15 protein-coding genes are annotated in these 20274 nt (G+C 71.8%); 10 read left to right on the top strand and 5 right to left on the bottom strand.

The features are described 5' to 3' along the window. Positions 1–50 precede the first annotated feature (50 nt). On the top strand, positions 51–740 hold the full coding sequence (locus tag C1I92_RS05670) for a FadR/GntR family transcriptional regulator (RefSeq protein WP_111253696.1): 690 nt from the start codon (positions 51–53) through the stop codon (positions 738–740). 7 nt (positions 741–747) lie between these two features. On the opposite strand, the gene C1I92_RS33315 is transcribed toward C1I92_RS05670, so the two are convergent. Further along, positions 748–1113 carry a hypothetical protein gene (locus tag C1I92_RS33315; protein WP_146605031.1) on the bottom strand — a complete coding sequence of 122 codons (366 nt, stop codon included), beginning with the start codon at positions 1111–1113 and terminating at the stop codon, positions 748–750. A 112-nt stretch (positions 1114–1225) separates the two neighbouring features. Between C1I92_RS33315 and rhmD the strand changes: the two genes are divergently transcribed. Genes rhmD through C1I92_RS05655 form a run of 3 tightly spaced genes read left to right on the top strand, consistent with a single transcriptional unit; the run spans position 1226 to position 4311 of the window. Beyond that, positions 1226–2440: an L-rhamnonate dehydratase gene (gene rhmD, locus C1I92_RS05665; protein WP_158564012.1), complete on the top strand. Its 1215-nt coding sequence runs from the start codon at positions 1226–1228 to the stop codon at positions 2438–2440. After that, on the top strand, positions 2440–3507 hold the full coding sequence (locus C1I92_RS05660; protein ID WP_111253694.1) for a Gfo/Idh/MocA family protein: 1068 nt from the start codon (positions 2440–2442) through the stop codon (positions 3505–3507). Before rhmD ends, C1I92_RS05660 begins: the two co-directional genes overlap by 1 nt. 9 nt (positions 3508–3516) lie before the next feature. After that, a complete protein-coding gene (locus C1I92_RS05655) occupies positions 3517–4311 on the top strand; it encodes an IclR family transcriptional regulator (RefSeq protein WP_199520979.1) in 795 nt (264 codons plus the stop codon). Here the strand turns inward: C1I92_RS05655 and C1I92_RS05650 are convergent, their stop codons facing one another. The 3 genes from C1I92_RS05650 to C1I92_RS05640 are packed head-to-tail and all read right to left on the bottom strand — an operon-like array spanning position 4312 to position 7422. Then, positions 4312–6309: a hypothetical protein gene (locus tag C1I92_RS05650; protein WP_111253692.1), complete on the bottom strand. Its 1998-nt coding sequence runs from the start codon at positions 6307–6309 to the stop codon at positions 4312–4314. Continuing rightward, a complete protein-coding gene (locus C1I92_RS05645) occupies positions 6306–7175 on the bottom strand; it encodes an amidohydrolase family protein (RefSeq protein WP_111253691.1) in 870 nt (289 codons plus the stop codon). The genes C1I92_RS05650 and C1I92_RS05645 overlap by 4 nt, the downstream gene beginning before the upstream one ends. Before the next feature lie 13 nt (positions 7176–7188). Beyond that, a complete protein-coding gene (locus C1I92_RS05640; protein ID WP_199520978.1) occupies positions 7189–7422 on the bottom strand; it encodes a helix-turn-helix domain-containing protein in 234 nt (77 codons plus the stop codon). Between the two features lie 260 nt (positions 7423–7682). On the opposite strand from C1I92_RS05640, the gene C1I92_RS05635 reads away from it, so the two are divergent. The 6 genes from C1I92_RS05635 (at position 7683) to C1I92_RS05610 (ending at position 16413) form a co-directional block, all read left to right on the top strand. Then, positions 7683–8645 carry a carbohydrate ABC transporter permease gene (locus tag C1I92_RS05635; RefSeq protein WP_111253689.1) on the top strand — a complete coding sequence of 321 codons (963 nt, stop codon included), beginning with the start codon at positions 7683–7685 and terminating at the stop codon, positions 8643–8645. After that, the gene (locus C1I92_RS05630; protein WP_111253688.1) at positions 8642–9454 is read left to right on the top strand and encodes a carbohydrate ABC transporter permease; all 813 of its coding nucleotides are present in this window, start codon (positions 8642–8644) and stop codon (positions 9452–9454) included. Before C1I92_RS05635 ends, C1I92_RS05630 begins: the two co-directional genes overlap by 4 nt. Before the next feature lie 112 nt (positions 9455–9566). Beyond that, entirely contained in the window at positions 9567–11018 is a 1452-nt protein-coding gene (locus C1I92_RS05625; RefSeq protein WP_111253687.1) for an ABC transporter substrate-binding protein, read from the top strand. Positions 11019–11141: 123 nt separating this feature from the next. Next, positions 11142–14174, top strand: a complete 3033-nt coding sequence (locus C1I92_RS05620; RefSeq protein ID WP_111253686.1) for a DUF5722 domain-containing protein — start codon at positions 11142–11144, stop codon at positions 14172–14174. A gap of 23 nt (positions 14175–14197) precedes the next feature. Further along, positions 14198–14950, top strand: coding sequence for an SDR family NAD(P)-dependent oxidoreductase (locus C1I92_RS05615; RefSeq protein WP_111253685.1), 753 nt, complete (start codon positions 14198–14200; stop codon positions 14948–14950). A gap of 176 nt (positions 14951–15126) precedes the next feature. Beyond that, positions 15127–16413: a sugar phosphate isomerase/epimerase family protein gene (locus tag C1I92_RS05610; protein WP_111253684.1), complete on the top strand. Its 1287-nt coding sequence runs from the start codon at positions 15127–15129 to the stop codon at positions 16411–16413. Between the two features lie 42 nt (positions 16414–16455). Here C1I92_RS05610 and C1I92_RS05605 read toward each other — a convergent pair whose 3' ends face one another. Continuing rightward, positions 16456–20172, bottom strand: coding sequence for an ABC transporter ATP-binding protein (locus C1I92_RS05605; protein WP_267896710.1), 3717 nt, complete (start codon positions 20170–20172; stop codon positions 16456–16458). Between the last annotated feature and the right edge of the window lie 102 nt (positions 20173–20274).

The raw sequence follows: 20274 nt of genomic DNA, 5'->3' as shown, positions 1-20274 counted from the left end.
TGGGCGTCGGCCATGTGGTCAGACCACAAGGTATCAGTAGGGTTCATCCCGTGCGGACCCACGAGCTGGTGTTGCGCCAGGTCGAGGCCGACCTGGCGGCCGGACGGCTGCGCCTGGGCGACCGGCTGCCCGGCGAACGTGCCCTGGCCGGCCAGCTCGGCATCAGCCGTCCGTCGGTGCGCGAGGCGATCCGCGTCCTCGAGGCGATGGGCGTCGTGCGGACGGCGGTCGGCTCCGGCCCCGACGCGGGCGCCGTCATCGTCGCCGATCCCGCGTCGCCGCTGACCGCGACGCTGCGGCTGCACCTGGCCACCAGCCACCTGCCGATGGGCGACATCGTGCAGACCCGGGTGCTGCTGGAGTCGTGGGCGGTGCGCGAGGCGGCCGGCCGGGCGTCCCCGTCGCAGGTAGCCGCGGCGCAGCAGCTGCTCGACGCGATGGACGATCCGGAACTGCCGCGCGAGCGGTTCCACCTGCTCGACGCCGAGTTCCACGTGGCGCTGGCGGCGCTGGCCGGCAACGTGCTGGTCTCGACCATCATGGCGTCGCTGCGCGAGGCGATCCACGGCTACGTCATCGCCGCCGTGCCGACCATGGCGGAATGGTCGCCGATCGCGACGCTGCTGCGGTCGCAGCACCAGGCGGTCCTGGACGCCGTCGCCGCCGGTGACGGTGAGCTCGCCGCCCGGCTGGTGGCCGACCACATCGAAGGCTTCTATCGGACGTCGCGGCTGGCCTGACCGCCCCTCACGCGTCCGGGAACGGGTCCTCGGGCAGCAGGCCGTCCAGCTCGGCGTCCGCCGCGTGCACGGCCGCCACGTACTCGTCGTCGATCTCGTAGGAGCGGCCGCCGAGCCGGAACGTCGGCGTCGGGGCGAACTCGACCGGGCCGATCCGGGTGGCGCGCGGGTACTGCAGGCTCAGCTCGGTCGGCCCACTGCGGCGCACCAGGCTGCCGGTCAGCACGACGATGCGCCGGCTGGTGATCGCGACGTAGCAGTCGATGCCGGACATCACCGGGCCGAGCCAGACGGCGACGATCGGGATCAGGTAGTCGATCCGCTCACCCGCGCCCAGGAGGTCCTGGCAGCGGCGGCGGATGGACGCGGGCACCGGCATGCCCCACTGTGGCACGCAGCGCGGCTGTCGCGGCGCCGTGGCCGGGTCCGGACACTCGTCCCCGCTCGCCTTGACGGTGCCGGAGCGGCGATCGAAGGATGACGGCATGACCACCGTGCCAGCAGACCGCATCGTCGCCGTCCGGACGTACTTCCACGAGCTGCCGGCGGCCACGACGTCGCTGCCCGGCGGCGCGACCACCGGCGACGAGCGGCCCGCGCACTGGTTGCAGGGCAAGGTCGCCAACCCGATGACGAAGTACGCGGAGTTCCGCGACAACCGGCACGCCGCCATCGGGCCCGACGCCAACCGCACAGTCGTGGTCGAGGTCGAGAGCGCCTCCGGAGAGGTGGGGTACGCCACGACGTCGGGCGGGCTGGCCGCGGCCGCGATCGTGGAACAGCACCTGGAGTACCTCGTCGTGGGCGAGAGCGCCTCGGCCCACAGCCGGTTGTGGGACCGGATGTTCTCCAGCACGCTGCTGTACGGCCGCAAGGGCATCGTCCTGCACGCGATCTCCGGCGTCGACCTCGCTGTGTGGGACCTGCACGGCAAGCTGGCGGGGCTCCCCGTCCACGCCCTGCTCGGCGGCAAGATCCGCGACGCCGTGCGCGTCTACGCCACCGGGCCGGAGCCGTCCACCGCCCGCGAGCTGGGCTTCGCCGGCGCCAAGTTGCCGCTCACCTACGCCCCGTGCGAGGGCGAGGCCGGCTTCCGGGCCAACGTCGAGATCGCGGCGAAGGCGCGGGAGGCGCTGCCGGCCGACTTCCCGCTGATGTACGACTGCTGGATGTCGCTCGACGTCGACTACGCAGCCCGGCTGGCCGACGCCGTCGCGGGGCTCGGCGTGCGCTGGATCGAGGAGCCGCTGCCGCCGGACGACTACTCGGGGCTGCGCCGGCTGCGCGACCGGATGCCGCCGGCGATGATGCTCGCGACCGGTGAGCACGAGTACACCGCGCCTGGCTTCCGGCTGCTGTGCGAGGCCGGCGTCGACGTCGTCCAGCCCGACCCCGCCTGGTGCGGCGGGCTGACGGAACTGCTGCGGATCTCGGCGGTGGCCCAGGCGTTCGGGGTCCGGGTCATCCCGCACGCCGGCGGCATGCCCGCCTACCACTTCATGGTCACCCGGACCGACGGCGACCTCGCGGAGTTCCCGGTGCTGTCGGCCGACGGCGCCACGGTCGCCGGGCAGCACGAGCCGCTGTTCCGCGGCGAGGTGCTGCCGGTCGACGGCTGGATCGCGCCGAACGACGAGCCCGGGTTCGGGCTCACGCTGGACCCCGGCGCCGAGCTCCGGCCCGCGCTGGGCGGTGCCTGATGGAGCGGCCGCGGATCGCGGTCGCCGGGACGGGGTGGTGGTCGGCCGGCCACCACATCCCCGCGCTGGCGGCGTACGAGGGCGCCGAGCTGGTGGCGCTGTGCGATCCGGTGGTGTCCAGGGCACAGACGCTCGCGGACCGGTACCACGTGCCGCGGGTGGCGGCGCGCCTCGACGACGTCCTTGCCGGCGGCGGTGTCGACGGCGTGGTGGTCGCGACCCCGCACGCCACCCATCACGAGCTGGCCCGGGCCGCGCTCGACGCCGGCGCGCACGTGCTGGTCGAGAAGACCATGACCACGACGGCCGGCGATGCCTTCGACCTGGTCACGACCGCGGAGAAGGCCGGCCTGCACCTCGCCGTCGGCTACACCTACCAGTACGCCGCCACGGCCGAGTTCGCCCGCGAGACGGTCCAGGAGGCGATCGGCGAGCTGGTCCAGGTCGTCGCCGAGTTCACTTCCGACACGGCCGGCCTGTTCACCGCGGCCGAGACCGGCGCCGGTGGCGGCCCGGTCGACGGGATGCACCCGGTCAGCTACTCCGCCCGTCTCGGCGGCGGCCAGGCGCACACCCAGGTGACCCACGTGATGGGGATGGTGTGCTGGGCGACCGGGCGCGAGGTCGCCGACGTCGTGGCGTTCGCCGAGCGCCGCGGCCTCGAGGTCGACCTCGACGACGTCGCCGCCTTCCGGTTCGCGGGCGGCGGGACCGGGACGGTGGCATCGTCCGGGCGGGGCCGGCATGGCGTGCGGCACCACGTCCGGTACATCGGCACCGAGGGCGTCGTCGACCACGACCTGCTCGCGGCCCGGGTGGAGCTGCGCCGGGCCGACGGCTCCGGGCTCGTCCGGGTGCCGCCCGCCGACGAGCCGCCCTATCCCACCACGGCGCCGGCCCGGTCGTTCGCCGACCTCATCGCCGGCCGCGGGCCGAACCACGCCCCCGGACGGAGCGCGGCCGCTGCCGTGGCGTTCATCGAGGCGATGCTGACCGCGACGGAGTCCGGGCGGGTCGTCCCTGTCGCGCCGGTGCCACAGCCCGCCGACCTGGACCGACGAGACTAGGATCTATGGATGCGAAGTACCATGCACAACCATGACGACTCGGGCGCCTCGCCCGCAGTCAAGTCGGCCGACCGGGTGCTCACCATCCTCGAGTACCTCGCCGACCACCGCGGCGCGACCTTCGCTGCCATCGTCCGCGACCTCGGCCTGCCCAACTCCTCGGCCCACCAGCTGCTGCGGACCGTCCGTCAGCGCGGCTTCGTCGAGTTCGACGAGCTCACCCGCGAGTTCAAGCTCGGCTTCCGGCTCTGGGAGGTCGCCCAGTCCTACTCCAGCGTCCAGCACCTGGCCGACGTCGCACAGCCGTTCATGGACGAGCTCACCGCGATCACCAAGGAGACGGTGCAGCTGTCGCGCCTGGACGGCCTCGAGAACGTCTACCTGGCGATCTCGGAGTCGCCGCACCCGATGAAGCTGGTGTCCTCCGTCGGCCACCGGCTGCCCGCGCACACCACCGGCCTCGGAAAGGTGCTGCTGTCCGAGCTGCCCGACGCCGTGATCGACGAGCGGCTCGACGGTGTCGTCCTCGAGCGCTTCACCGACAACACCATCGTCGACGTCGCCCAGCTGCGGGCCGAGCTGCGGCGCATCCGGGAACGCGGCTACGGCGAGGACCGCGAGGAGTACGTGATCGGCTGCCGCTGCGTCGCGATGCCGATCCACGACCCCGGCGGCGCCACCATCGCGGCGATGTCGGTGTCGGTGCCGACGCCCCGCTTCAACCAGCAGGTCGCGCGGCTGATCCGCGAGGCGCTGCCCGAGACCATCCGCCAGCTGGAGGTCAAGCTGGGCGCGAAGGCGTGATCACCCCCGCTTGGGCAGCAGGTCGAGCAGGTTGATCGCCACGATGTCCGGCATGATCGCCATCCCGCCGTAGAGGCCGGTCGTGGCGTTGTGGGTGTCGGGCAGGCACATGTCGAAGCGGCCCTGCCGGTACGACTCCAGCGTGTCCGGCAGGTTGTGCGGACGCCAGGTGTCGTCGCGATGGTCCAGCAGCCAGCGCACGGCGGCCCAGGTCACGCCCTCCTGGTAACGCCGCCAGTCGATCAGCGGGTCGGCGGCGGCGAGGTCGATGCCGTGCTCGACGGCGAGCGCGAACGTCGTCAGCACCTCCCACTGGACGTGGTCGCGGACCCAGTTGGCGAAGTACCAGTCCGACGAGCACAGGCACGGCTTGGTGTTGTACGCCATCGGCATCCCGCGCGGCTCCCACAGGTGCGTGAACGCCAGCAGCGACCGCAGCCAGTGCGTGGTGCGCTCGCGGTAGCGCTGGTCGCCGAAGGCTCGGAAGCCGAGCTCGTAGGCGACGGCGGCGTGCCCGGCGGCGAGCAGGTTCGGCGCGTGCAGCGGAGTCTCCCAGTAGTCGCCGCCCTCGGGCCGGTACAGACTCAGGCACGCGTCGAGCGCACGCCGCGCGCCGTCGGCGAAGGCCCGCTCACCGGTCCGCTCGGCCAGCTCGAACAGCCGGATCGCCGGCGTCATGCTGAGGTCGAGCGCGGTGTCGCCGGCCTGGCCCATCGGCGCGACCAGGTCGCGGGCCACCAGGAAGTCGTCCTTGACGAGGTGCCGGCCGTCGGGCTCGAAGCCGAACGATCCGTCCGGACGCTGCTGCCCGAGCAGCTCGCGGCCCTCGGTCAGCAGCGCCTCCGTACCGGGCTCCGGCTCGGGCGCGAGCGACGCCAGCTGCTCGCGCATGCGCCGCGCGTGCGGGCCGTCCGGGAAGCGCTCGAGATAGGCCGCGGCGAACAGCGGCGCGGAGCGGAACGGGTCGGTCTCGGTCTGCGCGGTGCCGTAGCCGCGGCCGTCGTGCCACAGCCGCGTGGTCACGGCCTCGGCGATGCGGTGCAGCGTCTCCTCGATCGGCCACCGCGGCGCCGGCGGCTCCGGCAGGCCGTGGCGCGCGACCCAGTCAGTCACGGCGTCCAGGCTCCGGCCGGGCACCACCGAGACCACGGCCGTCAGCTCGATCCGCTGGCCCCGGTGCAGCTCGAGCGGCGGGTCGGCGTGCCAGCCGTCGCCGGAGCCGTCGCGCGCCTCCGGCAGCATCAGCCCGAGCAGCGAACCGTCGCGCCGCTCGACGAGGTTCGGCGCCGCGAACACCGGCTGCGGGTGCTCGCGGGGCATGCTGAACCAGCCGGTGCAGTCCTGGTCCGGTTCCCAGGACAGCGCGACCGCCGTCCCGCCCCGCGACACCGCCATGACGGGGACGGCGACGGTGTTGCGGTGCGGCGTGACGCGCATCGCCCACGGGTCGCGGAACCAGTCCGTCCCGCTGGTCCACTCGTGGCCGGCGGTCCACTCCACGCCGGGCAGGATCGCGTCGTCGCGCTCGGCCCCGAACGATCCCTCGCCGACCCGCAGCCACGGGCCGCGCAGGTAGCGCAGGTAGAGGTCCTGCTGCGACTCCAGCCGGTAGTCCAGCCGCAGCCGCGCCCCGTCCGGATCGAGCGTCAGGACGACCCTCCCGGTCAGCGCCGGTCCGGTGAACGGTGAGCCGATCCAGCTGGCGAACGAGGTGTCCCGCAGCGCGTCGGCGACGACCGCCGACCGTACGTCGAAGACCAGCTCGGGCCCGGTGCCGGTGACCTCGGTGGCTTCCAGTCGCAGTGGGACGGGCGAGTCGCGCAGGCAGAGCTCACCCAGGTGGTCGAGGACGGCGAGCAGCGTCCCGTCCGGCGCCACGATCTCCGCCCAGCCCCAGCCGGTGGTGCGGCGATGCACCTCGACCCGGAGCGTGTCGTTCTCGAGCACCCGGGTCTGCCCGCCGTAGGCGGCGTGCCGGTAGCGCGGCTGCGTGGTCATGGTCGGGAGCCTCCGAGGAGTCGGTCGAGGGTTCCGCCCAGGACGAGTGCGCGCTCGCCGGCGCTCCACCAGGGCGTGTGGTCGCGGACGACGGCCAGCGACTGGGCGTAGGTCACGTGTGGCCGGGCGGCCGGGAAGTCCGATCCCCAGGCCAGCCGGCCGGCGCCGAACGCCGTCGCGATCGGCCGGAGCAGCCGGGTGCGCGCCTCGGTGTAGGGCACGTCCCAGGGTGGCGAGCTGACGTAGTGGAATCCCGAGACCTTGACGTAGACGTTCGGCAGCTCGGCGAGGCCGAGCAGGTCGGCCAGCTCGGCGTCGAAGCGCGGCGCGTCCAGCCGCACCATGCCCTGGTGGTGCAGGAGCAGTGGCAGCGTAGGGTTCGCCGCGGCGACGGTGCGCAGGTCCGCGAACCACGCCGGCGAGAGCGAGAGCGACGCCACCAGGCCGAGGTCCGCGGCGGTGGCGAAGAACTCCCGTCCGTCGTCGGTGCGGAACCAGCCGTCGTTCTCGTCGCGGACGTAGTGCGTGAACGCCGTCAGCCCGTACCGGCCGGCGGCGTCGCGCAGCCGGCCGGCCGCGCCGGGGCGGTGGTGCTCGGGCCGCCAGGAGCCGTCGACGTCGGCCACGAGCGTCAGCCGGTCGGGGTGCCGGCGGACCGCCGTCGCGACGTAGTCGTTGTTGTCGTCGTTGGCGAAGTCCGGCCCCACGTCGGCGCCGATGCGGGCGCAGACGACAGCGGCCCGATCGACGCCGTTGGCGTCCAGCTCGTAGAGCAGGGCGTCCACCGAGCCGCGATGATCCGGATCGGGGACGCGCGCGTCGTACGGCCAGCGTCGCCACGCGTGGCAGTGACTGTCGGCGATCACGGGGACCCGGCGCTCAGATCAGGCGTCGGCGTGCGGCCCAGGCCACGACCTGGATGGTGGTCGTCACGCCGATGCGATCGCACAGCGCGCGCGACCGGCGGCGGATGGTGCGCTCGGACAGCTCCAGCCGCCGCGCGATCGTCTCGATGCACAGGCCCTGCGCGAACAGCGAGATCAGGGCCAGTTCGTCGCGGTCGAAGACCTCTCGGTGCATGACGCCGACGGCGTCGTTCTCTGCGACTGTCACGGACAACGGACTCCCACTTTCTCCGGATGTCGGGGATGTGAAGTTCGTATCACGCATGTGAACTTACATCGCGAGTCGCTGTCGGTCAATCGGCTGGGCGCCGGCCGTGATCCGGTGTCCCGGGGCGATCGAAGAAGTGGCCTGATCCGGTCATCCGCGGCCTTGACGGCCGGATTCCTTGACACCCTTGTCGGCGGTGGGTGAACGTCTGAATCGTTTCGCCCCGGTCCCCAACGTCCACGGCACGGAGGACATCGAGCATGGCCACGACCGCCGGCACCCCAGTGGCTGCCCCGCCGGCCGAGGCGCCGCCCGGAGGGCCGCGCCGGCGGGCCAGGATCTCCTGGGCCGCCTATCTCGCACTTCTCCCGCTCCTGGTGGTGCTGGCGCTGTTCCAGTACTACCCGGCGCTCAACGGCATCGTGCGCTCGTTCTGGGACTGGAACCCCGGGCAGGTGTCGACGTTCGTCGGGCTGGACAACTACGCGAAGATGATGGACGACGCCATCTGGTGGCGCTCGTTCCGCAACCTCGGCTACATCTTCGTCTTCGGCGTCGTCTCGTGGGTGATCCCGCTGGTCGCCGCGGAGCTGCTGATCACCCTGCGCAGCCAGCGGGCACAGTTCGTCTACCGCACGCTGCTGATCGTGCCGATGGCGTTCCCCGGCGTGGTCACGGCGCTGGTGTGGTCGTTCATGTACCACCCGAACAACGGCGTGATCAACCGGGCGCTCACCGCGATCGGCCTGGAGAGCTGGACCCAGAACTGGGTCGGCGACCCGTCGTACGCGCTGTGGTCGCTGCTGTTCATCGGCTTCCCGTTCATCGCGGGGCTGCCGTTCCTGATCTTCTACTCCACCCTGCAGAACATCCCGCGGGAGATCTTCGAGGCCGCGGCGCTGGACGGTGTCGGGCGGATCCGCCGGTTCTGGACCATCGACCTGCCGCTGATGGCGCGTCAGGTCCGGCTGCTGTTCTTCCTGGCCGTCATCGGGACGCTGCAGTACGGCTTCATGGCCTACATCGTCACGTCCGGCGGGCCGGACAACTCGACGATGGTGCCGGTGCTGCGGATGATCAACGTGGCGTTCCAGGGGCAGGACTGGGGCTACGCCGCGACGCTGTCGACGACGCTCTTTGTCTTCACGCTGGTGCTCAGTGCCGTGGTCGTGTTCGTCCGGAGATCGGACCCGGCCTCGACCAACGTCAGGGGACTGCGATGAGCCGGCAATGGGGCATCAAGACGGCACTGTCGGTGCTCGTCTTCGTCAGCCTGTTCCCGTACCTGTTCATGCTCACGACGTCGCTCAAGGACAACCTGCAGTTCGCCGAGAACTACTGGGTGCCGACGCTGCCGTTCCACTGGGAGAACTACTCGGCGGCGTGGGAGCAGATCCGTCCGTACATGGTGGCCTCGGTCGTCGTGGCCGCGGCGGCGATCGTGCTCATCATCGCGTTCTCACTGGTGGCCGGGTTCGTCCTCGCGCGGTACTCGTTCCCCGGCCGGACCTTCTTCTTCGTGATGATCGCGGCGCTGATGATGGTACCGAGCATCTCCAGCCTCATCCCGCTGTTCGTCATGATGCGCGACTTCGAGCTGCTCAACACCTATCCGGTGCTGATCATCCCGCACGTGGCCGGCGGCGTCGTCATCGGCACGATCCTGATGAAGACGTTCATCGAGGGCATCCCTCAGGAGCTCTTCGACGCCGCCCGGGTCGACGGCGCGGGCGGGGTCCGGCTGTTCCTGTCGATCATGACCCCGCTTTCGCTGCCCGTCATCGGCACCGTCGCCCTGATCACCATCAACGGCGTCTGGAACGACTTCTTCTGGCCGCTGCTGACGATCACGGAGAACGAGCTGCGAACCGTCTCCGTCGGGCTGCTGTTCTTCCAGGGGCAGTCGGGGACGGAGTACGGGCCGATGTTCGCCGGCTACCTGCTCGCCAGCGTGCCGCTGCTGGTGCTGTTCACGTTCCTGTCCAAGTACTTCCTCGCCGGCGTCCAGGGCGGCCTGCCCGGCTCGCACTGATCTCCCGGCGTCGCTGGCCGGTTCCGGTCAGGGACGCCGGGTAGCGGCCGATCGCCGGGCACGATGAGGGAGCCCACCGAAGCTGAAACGTTCAAATGTCGAAGGAGTCGCCATGTCCGTGCCAGTCCGACGTCGTACGCGGGCGACGGTGCTGCTCGCCGTTCTCGGAATGACCGCATCGCTGGCCGCGGCCTGCGGATCCGGTGATTCCGGCGGTGACGGCGATCAGATCACCATCACGCTGTCCGGCCCGAACCAGTGGAACAACGACCCGCAGAGCTTCGGCCCGGCGTGGGAGGACCTGATCGCACGGTTCGAGGAGGAGGAGCCGGGCATCGACATCGAGACGACGGTGCTGCCGGTCGCCGAGTTCGCCCAGACGCTGTCCACCCAGCTCTCCGCCGGCACCGCCCCGGAGCTGATCTTCAACCAGGCGCCGCACACGCCGGACCAGGTGCACGCGCTCGACGAGTATCTCGAGCAGCCGAACCCGTACGTCGAGGGCAACGAGCGCTGGCTGGACCTGTTCAACCAGGACTACTTCGGTCCCGACGCCGGCACAGCGCGCAACGCAACCGGCAACTACGAGTTCATCCCCTTCAACCTGGCCATCATCGGCGTCTACTACAACGCCGACATCATGGCCGAGGCCGGCGTCGAGGCGCCGATCGAGACCTGGGGCGAGCTCCTGGACGCCTGCGGGGCCATCAACGACGCCGGCTACGTGCCGTTCTCGATGGACCAGGGCTGGCTCGGCCAGGGCTGGACGCTCGGCATCATCGGCTCGATGCTGCTCTCCTCGCACGCCGAGGAGTGGAACCAGTTCGCCGCCGACGGCCAGCCGGGCACCGCGACCCAGCTCACCCAGAAGAGCATGGCGCGCGCGATCCTCACCGGCGAGCTGGACCCCGTGGAGACGCCGGAGGTGGCCGAGACGATGCGGCTGCTCAAGCAGTTCTTCGACGAGTGCGCCACCCCGAATTGGTCCGGGGTCGCCGGCGGGGCGGCGTTCATCGGCTACGACGACTTCATCGGCGGCCGGGCGGCCATGACCTACGGCACCAACTTCGCCGCGGAGAACCTCGCCGACGTCGACTGGGAGTGGGCGACCATGCCGTTCCCGACCATCGCCCCGGAGGACAGCGAGCTGTCCACCGGGCAGGCGGCCCAGTTCGGCGCCTCGACCGGCGGCACGAGCTACATGATCCCGGCTACCACCGAGGGCGAGGAACTCGAGGCGGCGATCAAGTTCCTGCAGTTCGCCAGCAGCCCCGAGGGCGGCCAGCCCTGGCTGGACGGCTCCGGCGGCATCCCCGCGGCGGCCGACGCCGAGCCGGCGCCCGGCCTGGAGGGCCTGATGACCGGAGCATGGTTCGAGGCGCCGACCGTGCCGGCCGTCACGTTCGTGCCGAAGGCCAAGAACGGGCAGTCCGTCTACGACGGGTTCTTGCTCGGGTCGAAGTCGCTGGACGAGCAACTGGCCGAGATGCGGACCGACTGGACGGAGTGGGCCCGCGAGCTGGCCGCGGACGGCGGCTGGACCGAGGACTGGGCGCAGCAGTAGCCGGCCGGTTCCGGCCTGGCCGCTTCCGGCCGGATCGTGGTGCGCCGTGAACGGCCGCCGTTACGTTCTGAATCGATTTATCCGTGGGCGCCCCTCGGGGAGTCCGGGTAGGAGGAGGCTCGCATGATCGATGTCCGCTCGCTGCCTCGCCGCGCCGCGATGGTCGTCGCGGCCGGAACGCTCGCCCTGATCGCCGGCGCGCTGACGCCCGCCGGCGCCGTCGATGACCCAGCCCCGGTGGCGGCCGCGGAGGGGGTGTCGTCGGTCACCGCCGCCGACGACACCGTCACCGTCGCCGGGACCGTCGCCGCGGGCGCCGAGGTCGAGGTGTACGCCTTCGGCATCGAGCAGGAGGAGGCGGACTGGCCGTCGGGCGAGGTCGTCGGCCGCGCGACCGCGACGGCCGACGGCGCCTTCTCCGTCGAGGTGCCGCGCGATCCGGACGCCGGCCCGGACCCGCTGTACTCCCGGTACGTCGCGGTCGTCGACGGCACGCTGGTGGGCACCTACCGGCACGTCGACGCCCTCGACCTGACACCGTCGTCGGACCGCGCCTACCCGGATGCCCTGAACAAGAAGGGCCTGCAGGTCAAGATGACCGACGACGCCGAGGAACTGGGCGTCCAGCACGCGGCGATCAACCTGGTGGTCAACGACCTGATGATCGCCGCGGAGCGCGACGCGGCCGACACCATCCGGTTCGCCTCCGGCGGGCAGACGTACTACTTCGACAAGAGCGAGGTCGAGAAGCTCGACCAGCAGATCAAGCCGCTGTCGGACAACGGCGTGCTGGTCTCGCTCATCCTGCTGGCCCGCCACCCCGACCAGGTGCCGAACCCGGACAACGACGTGCCGCAGCTGGTCCATCCCGACGCGGCGCTCGGCGGGCCGGGCGCACTGCTGTACGGCTTCAACGCGGTGACGGCGGACGGCGTGCGGTACCTCACCGCGGCGATGGAGTTCATCACCCAGCGGTGGAGCGGTGCGGGTGCGGAGGACACGCACGGCCTGGCCGTCGGCTACATCGTCGGCAACGAGGTCGACATCGCGTGGTCGTACTACAACTCCGGGCCGAAGACGATGGAGGAGTTCCTGCCGGAGTACGAACGGGCACTGCGGATCACCCAGCTCGCGGCCGCCAAGGCGTGGAGCGACGCCCGGGTGTACACGACGCTCACCCACGCCTGGGCGCAGCCACTCAACGCCGGCGTCCCGACGCGGTCGTACCCGGTCAAGGACCTGCTCGAGCTGCTCACCGAGCTCACCCGTGCGCACGGCGACTACCCCTGGCACATCGCCTACCACCCGTATCCCGAGAACGCCTTCGACCCGCGGTTCTGGGAGGACACCCTGGCGACGGACGACGTCGAGACGACACCCAAGATCACGCTGAAGAACATCGAGCTGCTGACGGAGTACCTGCGGCGGCCGGAGTTCACGTACGACGGCCGGCAGCGGCGGGTCATCCTGTCCGAGCAGGGCTGCCACACGCCGGGCGCCGACGAGTACGCCCAGCGGGTCCAGGCGGCGTGCTACGCGCTGGCCTACTACAAGGTCGCCTTCGAGGACGGCATCGACAGCTTCATCCTGCACCGTCACGTCGACCACCTCGCCGAGGGCGGGCTGCGGCTCGGCCTGTGGACGTGGGACGCGGAGCGCTCGGCCGGCGGCGGGAACTGGTCCGGTGCCGAGGGCGACGCGCCGGAGGATCGCAAGGCGATCTACGACGTCTTCCGCTACATCGACACCGAGCGGTCGCTCGAGGTCACCGAGTTCGCCAAGGAGATCATCGGCATCGACGACTGGTCGGAGCTGGTGCCCGGGTTCGACCCGGCGCGGCTGGCCGACCGGCCGCTCGAGGTCGAGGCCGGCACCAGCCTCAAGGCCCGGTCGCTCACCCCGACGGTGCTGTCGGACTTCGCCGGCGGCACCGGCGGCTGGCGTGCGTCGGACAACGCGACCGGCGTCGCGGCGGCGAACGGCGCGCTGACGGTCACGTTCGACGCCAACTCCCGGCACTGGCGCGGCGCGGACGTCGTCCTCCCGGACCCCGTGGACGCCCGCGGGACCCCGTACCTGAGCCTCACCGTGCGCACCGACCCGGCCGACCTCGCCGACACCGGGCCGCTGACCGCCAAGGTCAGGGTGTACGGGACCGACGGGACGATCGCCGAGGGCGTGGCCCGGCTGGCATCGGGCTCGGCGCCGGACCGGCTGACGCTCGACCTGTCCCGGTGGTCCGGCCGTGAGGGCATCGAGCGGGTGAAGGTCTGGGTCCGCGGCGCGACCAACCTGGACTGGGAAGGCTCCTACGCCCTCGACGACGTCGTGCTCGCCCCGTCGGCGGCGCCGCTCAACCGGGTGACGAACCTGGAGCTCTCCGGCGAGCTCCAGGGCGACCCAGAGGCGGGCACGCAGGTCGAGTTCACCGTCGTCAACCGTGACGTGGCGCCGACGGCGACCAGCCTCGGCGTCGTGGCCTGCGACGGAGTGACGCTCGACCGCTCGACGCTGCCGATCGGCACGCTGGACCCCGGTGAGCGGACCACGGTGACGGCGACGATCACCGGCTACGACCCGGCCGACGCCGACCACCCGGAGGTCTGCCTCACCATGGCCGGCGTCACCTTCACCGTCGGTCTCGACGTGCCGCCGCCCGCGCCGACGCCGATCTTCGACTTCGAGGACGGAACCGCCGGTGGCTGGGTGGCGGGCGCCGAGGTCACCACCGTCGGCCCCGTCACGTCGTTCCTCAACCGTCCCATGCACCCGTACGCCGGGCGGTACGCACTCGCGGCGGACAGCACCGACGCGGCCGGCTCGGTACCCCGGACGATCCAGGTGGAGCCGGTGACGCCGCTGGACCTGACCGAGGCGCGGGAGGTCGCCGTCCAGGTCAACAGCTACGGCGGCGCGCCGGGCGCGACGAAGTACGAGGCGACGGTGCGGCTGTGGTCGGGCTCGGAGGAGCTCGTGGTGACCAAGCCGCTCGTGGTGCGCAGCTGGAACGAGATCGTCGTCCCGGTGGCGGACTGGGCCGGCCGCGGCGCCGTCACCAGGATCGAGGTCTCGGTCGCCGCGCCGGACGCCACGGGTCCCTGGCCGATGCAGTTCCAGATCGACGACGTCGCCTACTACACCCGGACCCGCCCGTAACCCCTCCACCCCGGGAGCTGCCGATGATCTCGTTCGCTGACCAGTCCGCCGTCGTCGTCGGCGCCGGCGCCGGGATCGGGCGGTCCACCGCCGCCCTCCTGGCCCGGCTGGGCGCCGCGGTCACCTGTGTCGACCGCGACGCCGCGGCGGCGGCCACGGTGGCGGACGAGATCGCGGCCGCAGGCGGGCGGGCGCTGGCCGCCACGGCGGACGTCACCGACCCAGCGGCGGTGCGGGCCGCGTTCGGCGCCGCCGCCGACGAGTTCGGCCCGATCCACGCGGCGGTGAACTGCGCGGGCGTCACCGGCCAGACCGGGGCCCCGAGCCACGAGGTGAGCCTGGACGACTTCGCGCACGTGCACCGCGTGAACGTGCACGGCGCCATGGTGGTGAGCCAGGTCGCCGTCGGGCACATGTTGCCGCACGGCTACGGCCGCATCGTCCACGTCGCGTCGATCAGCGGCAAGGACGGCAACCCCAACATGGTCGCGTACTCGTCGTCGAAGGCGGCACTCATCGGCATGGTGAAGGTGCAGGGCAAGGAGTACGCGCAGCACGGGATCACGGTCAACGCGATCGCGCCGGCGGTGATCCGCACGGACATGGTGGCCGCCCTGCCCGACGACGTGGTCGCCTACATGGTCTCGAAGATCCCGATGGGGCGGACCGGCGAGCTGGACGAGGCCGCCGCGATGATCGCGTTCGTCGCGTCGTCGGCGTGCAGTTTCACGACCGGGTTCACCTTCGACCTGACCGGTGGCCGGGCGACGTACTGAAATCGGGTCATATCGCCCTCTTGTGGATCTAGCGGGTTACGGCACGTTGCCGCTACTGTTTCACCAACATCGGGGCGGCTTTCAACACTTCTCGTAGAAAGTCTCGGCCGCAGCCGGCTCCCGGTGCAGCGAGCATCGAGCAACGGTCCGCACTTTCGACGGAGCGAGGAGAGACCATGGCTCAGGACCACAGGTTGAGCCGCCGCCGGCTGCTGACCATCAGCGCCGGCACACTGGCGGTGGCGGCGGTCGCGCCGAGCGCGCCCGCACTGGCCGGCGAGCTGGTGAGCAACGTGCCCAACCCGCTGCTGCCGCCGGGCAAGCGCGGCACGATCCTGTACACCCAGCGCGACGCCACCGGACGGCGCGGCATCTGGAACAACCCGGCGCCGACCATGGGCCACCTCGGCGGGCCGAACTTCCCTGCCGACCCGAACGACCTCGGGCCACTCGTACCGCTGCCGGGCGGATTCCGCGAGGTGTTCCAGTTCCTCGCCAACGCCGGCTTCAAGCAGGTGGAGTTCGCCGGCTACGGCCAGCACGCCGAGAACCAGGGCGGTAGCCCTCCGCCGCTCACCGCGAGTGGCCAGCTGCTGCGCGAGAACTTCCCCGCCTATCTGAACTACGCGCGGACGCTGCGCGGCTTCCTCGACGAGGCCGGGCTGGAGGCGATCGGCAACCACGGCTTCATCCCGAACAGCTGGCCGGGCGGCCCGAACGGCGGCATGACCACCGACGACTACGACCGCTTCCAGATCGAGCTGGAGTTCGCCTCGATCCTGGGCATGCCCTTCATGGGCACCGGCGGCGACCCGACCGGCAGCTCGGCGAAGGAGGCCTGGGACGTCGCGGCGCAGAAGTGGGAGGCGATCAACGACCTCGCCACGCCGTGGCGCATCTCGATCTACCCGCACAACCACGCCGACGCCTACGGCTTCCTGCAGGACGGCCCGATGGTGCAGGTGACGGTCGACCGCGTGACGGGCGCGCCGCTGCCGCAGCCCCAGATGGTCCGGGGCGAGTCCGGCATCCGCAAGATGCAGTACTACTTGGACATCACGCCCAGCACGAAGTGCTACTGCGAGATCGACATCTACTGGGCGCACTCGGCGCAGCACCGGTTCCGCTGGTACTACGACTGGAACGGCCAGCGCCAGGAGAGCATCTTCAGCCCGATCGACCAGATCGCCGCGCAGCCGCTGCGCTACCCGCTCTACCACGCGAAGGACGGCGAACGCCGCGACGAGCAGCCGGTCGGCGTCGGCGAGGGCTACCGGATGATCCCGTTCGGCGACCCGCGCAGCGACATCGACTACGACGCGATCTTCCGCCGGCACCGTCCGCGCGGCTACCACAACCCCAACTACGAGGACGACACCGCGCCCGGCGGCGCCGCCGACCCCGGCCGGTCGCTCCGGCACGCGGTCATCAGCGGCACCAACATGGCGAATATGGCGCGCTGAGACTCCCCGGCCGGCCGGGCGACCCCCGGCCGGCCGGGTGATTCAGCTCGCCCGGCTCAACACCCGCTCCACATAGCTCGGGGCGGGCTCGTCGGTGGCGATGCGGCCGTCCGCGACCTCGACGACGCGGTCGACCCAGTGCAGTGACTGCGGCCGGTGCGTCACGACGATCGTCGTCCGGCCGGCCGAGGCGACCCGCATCGCCTGGTTGACCTTCCGCTCGCTGGCGAGGTCGAGGTTCGACGTCGCCTCGTCGAGGATCAGGATCGACGGGTCGCCGAGCAGCGCCCGGGCCAGGCACACGAGCTGCCGCTGGCCGGCCGAGAGCGACCGGCCGCGTTCGGCCACGACGTGGTGGTAGCCGCCCGGGAGCCGGGTGATGAACTCGTGCGCCCCGACGGCGCGCGCGGCCGCCTCGACCTCGGCGTCGCTGGCGTCCGGCCGCGCGTAGGCGATGTTGTCCCGGATGGTGCGGGAGAACAGGAACGGCTCCTGCGGCACGTAGCCCAGGTGCCGCCGGTAGCTGGTGACGTCCAGCTCGTCCAGCGGCCGGCCGTCGACCAGCACCCGGCCGTCGGTCGGGTCGTAGAACCGGGCGACCAGCTTCGACAGCGTCGACTTGCCGGCGCCGGTGCGCCCGACGAACGCGACCCGCTGGCCGGCCGGCACGTGCAGGTCGACGTCGCGGACGGCGTCGGTGGCGGCGCTGGCGTAGCGCAGCCGCACCTGCTCGAACCGCAGGTCGCCGTCGAGCCCGTCGACCGGGACGGCGTCCGGCCGCACCGGTGTGGACGTCTCCAGCGCCAGCAGCGCGCGCACCCGGACCAGCCCCGTACGGGCCCGCTGGTAGACGTCGAACACCGACGACAGCTGCTGGACCGGCGCGAACACCTGGGCGAGGTAGAGCAGGAAGGCGATCAGCGTGCCGAGGGCCAGCGTGCCGGCCTCGATGCGCTGCGCGCCCACCCACAGCACCGCCGCGATGGCCAGCACCGAGAGCAGCTCGATCGCCGCGACGTAGACCGCCGTCGCGTACAGCCCGCGCAGGCTGGCCGTGACGTACTGGCGGCCGAGGCCGGCGAACCGCTCCAGGTTGACCGCCTCGCGCCGGAACGCGTGGGTGACCCGGATGCCGGCCATGCTCTCCTGCACGTCGGCGTTGATCGTCGCGAGCAGCTCGCGGGCGTCGTCGTAGGCGACCGAGGCGTGCCGCCGGTACCACCAGGTGACGGCGCCGGCGAGCGGCACGACCCCCAGCACGACCAGCGCCAGCATCGGGTCCAGCGCGACGACCACCAGCGTCATGCCGGCGAACGTCGCCACGCTGACGACGGCGTTGATCAGGCCGACCTGGAACAGCTGGGCGATCGCGTCGACGTCGGACGTCATCCGCGTCATCACCCGGCCGGCCTGGGTGCGGTCGTAGAAGTCGATGCCCAGCCGCTGCAGCTGGCCGAAGATGCGCACCCGCATCGCCAGCAGCAGCCGCTCGGTGCTGCGCGCCGTCCACAGGTAGGCGGTGCGCTGGTCCAGCCAGAGCAACCCGACCAGCAGGGCCGCCACCAGGCACACCCACAGCAGCACGTTCACCGCGCCCGCGCGCATGCCCTCGTCGACCGCCCGCTGCACCAGCATCGGGTTGACCAGCGTGATCGCCGCCTCCAGCACGACCAGCCCGAGGCCGACCAGCAGGCCGCCGACGTACGGGCGCAGGAACGACGCCAGCCGCAGCGGGCCGCGGGCGCCGCCCTCGCGGTCGAGGTCGACATCCGGCGGGTCCTTCGGCGGCGGCAGCGCGGCGATCTGCTCGGCCACCGCCACCGGCACCGCGAGCTGCAGGCTGGGCAGCGAGCCGGTGGCGTCCTGCCGCGACTCCCAGGCCGACGCGGTCGCCTCGAACCGGCCGGCGCGGGCGTGCGACATCAGGTCGTCCGGTCGTTCGTCCGCCCCAGGGCCATCGCCGAACAGGTCGCGGTACAGCGCGTTGCGTTCCAGCAGCTCGGCGTGGCCGCCTTCGTCGACCACCCGGCCGTCGTCGACCACGACGACGCGGTCGGCCAGGCGCAGGGTGGACTCGCGGTAGGCGACCAGCAGCACCGTCCGGCCGGCCAGGAACGGCTCCAGGTTGGCGTGGATCCGCTCCTCGACCTTGACGTCGACCGACGAGGTGGCGTCGTCGAGCAGCAGGATGTCGGGCTCGGCCAGCAGCGCGCGGGCCAGCGCGACCCGCTGCCGCTGCCCGCCGGACAGCGTGATGCCCTGCTCACCGACGACGGTGTCGTAGCCGTCGGGCAGCGCGTCGACGAACTCGTCGGCCAGGGCCGCGCGGGCGGCGGCGCGGATCTCGTCCATGCCGGCGCCCGGCTTGCCGTAGGCGATGTTCGCGGCGATCGTGTCCGAGAACAGGAAGCTGTTCTCGAACACCACCCCGATACGGCGGCGCAGCTCCGGCAGCGACCAACGACGCACGTCGATGCCGTCGACGGTGATCGTCCCGGCGTCGGCGTCGAAGAACCGCGGCAGCATCGACAGCGCCGTCGACTTGCCGCAGCCGGACGGCCCGACCAGCGCGACCGTCTCGCCGGGCTTCACGTCGAGGGTGAAGCCGCGCAGCACCCGGTGCCCGTCGCCGTCGGCGTAGGCGAACCGGACCTGGTGGAACGACACCGCCCCGCCCCGCTCGTCGGCGGCGACCGGGCGCAGCGGCTCGGTGATCTCCGCCTGCAGGTCCAGCAGCTCGCCGACCCGTTCGGTGGCGGCCTTGCACAGCGGTGCGTTCGTCAGCACCATGCCGGCCACCCGGGCCGCGCCGATCAGCTCGGCGAGGTAGCCGGTGCACGCCAGGAAGACGCCGATGGTCAGCTGGCCCCGGATGACCAGCAGGCCCCCGGCCAGCAGCACCAGCACCTGGCCGAACAACGGTGCGCCCTGCAGCGACGCGATGAACGGGGCGCCGAGCCGGACCGACCGGACCCGGGCCCGGAACATGTCGAGCAGCGCGCCGTGCAGCCGCGCGGTCTCGGCCGGCTGCTGGCCGAACGCGCGGACCACCCGGACGCCGGTGACGGCCTCCTCGACCCGCGAGGTCACCTCGGCCTCGCGGTCCTGGGCGTCCCAGCCGGCCGCGTACACGCGGCGGCGCTGCCGGTTGGTGACCACGAACACCACCACGATCACCGCGAGGACGAGCGTCGCCACCAGCGGCGACAGCGCGAACATGACGATCACCGCCAGCAGCGACGACAGCAGGGTCGCGGCCACCTGCGGGATCCAGCTGAGCAGCATGTGCACGTAGCGCAGGTCGCCGCTGATGCGCGAGACGAGCTGGCCGCTCTGCAACTGCGCGTGGCCGGTGAAGTCGAGGCGCTGCAACGTGTCGTACACGTCGCGGCGCAGGTCGTCTTGGATGCGGAACGCGGTGGTGCCACCGACGTAGCGCCACCAGCCGGACAGGAAGAAGCGGGCCACCGCCAGCCCGATGAGCAGCACGATCATCGGCAGCAGCGGCGCCGTGCGGTCCGTGATCGCGTCGTCGACCACCCGCCCCTGGGTGACCGGCACGGCCGCGACTGCGACCGCCCAGGCCAGGGCCACGACGACGGAGACGATCAGGGTTCCGCGATGGCGGAGGAGGTACGGGGCGAGGCGCCGGAACGCCCCTGGCGGCTGTGATGGTTCGGCTGACGCGACGGCCAGCGACGGCGTTGACGGGGTGGCGGTCTGGGCTGAAGGACGCGCGGACGCGGTGCGGCTGGGCACAGGGAGCTCCCGAAGCAGCGGTCGGATTGTGATCCCCGAGTGGGGTCGCCGACAAGAGTACGCCCGGCCGGTCGGGGGGATCAACGGTCCGGAGCCGGCTTC

The organism is Jiangella anatolica (assembly GCF_003236295.1).
Lineage (GTDB): Bacteria > Actinomycetota > Actinomycetes > Jiangellales > Jiangellaceae > Jiangella > Jiangella anatolica.
The sequence above is the reverse complement of the archived record's forward strand: the minus strand, read 5'-3'. Positions and strand labels throughout refer to the sequence as shown.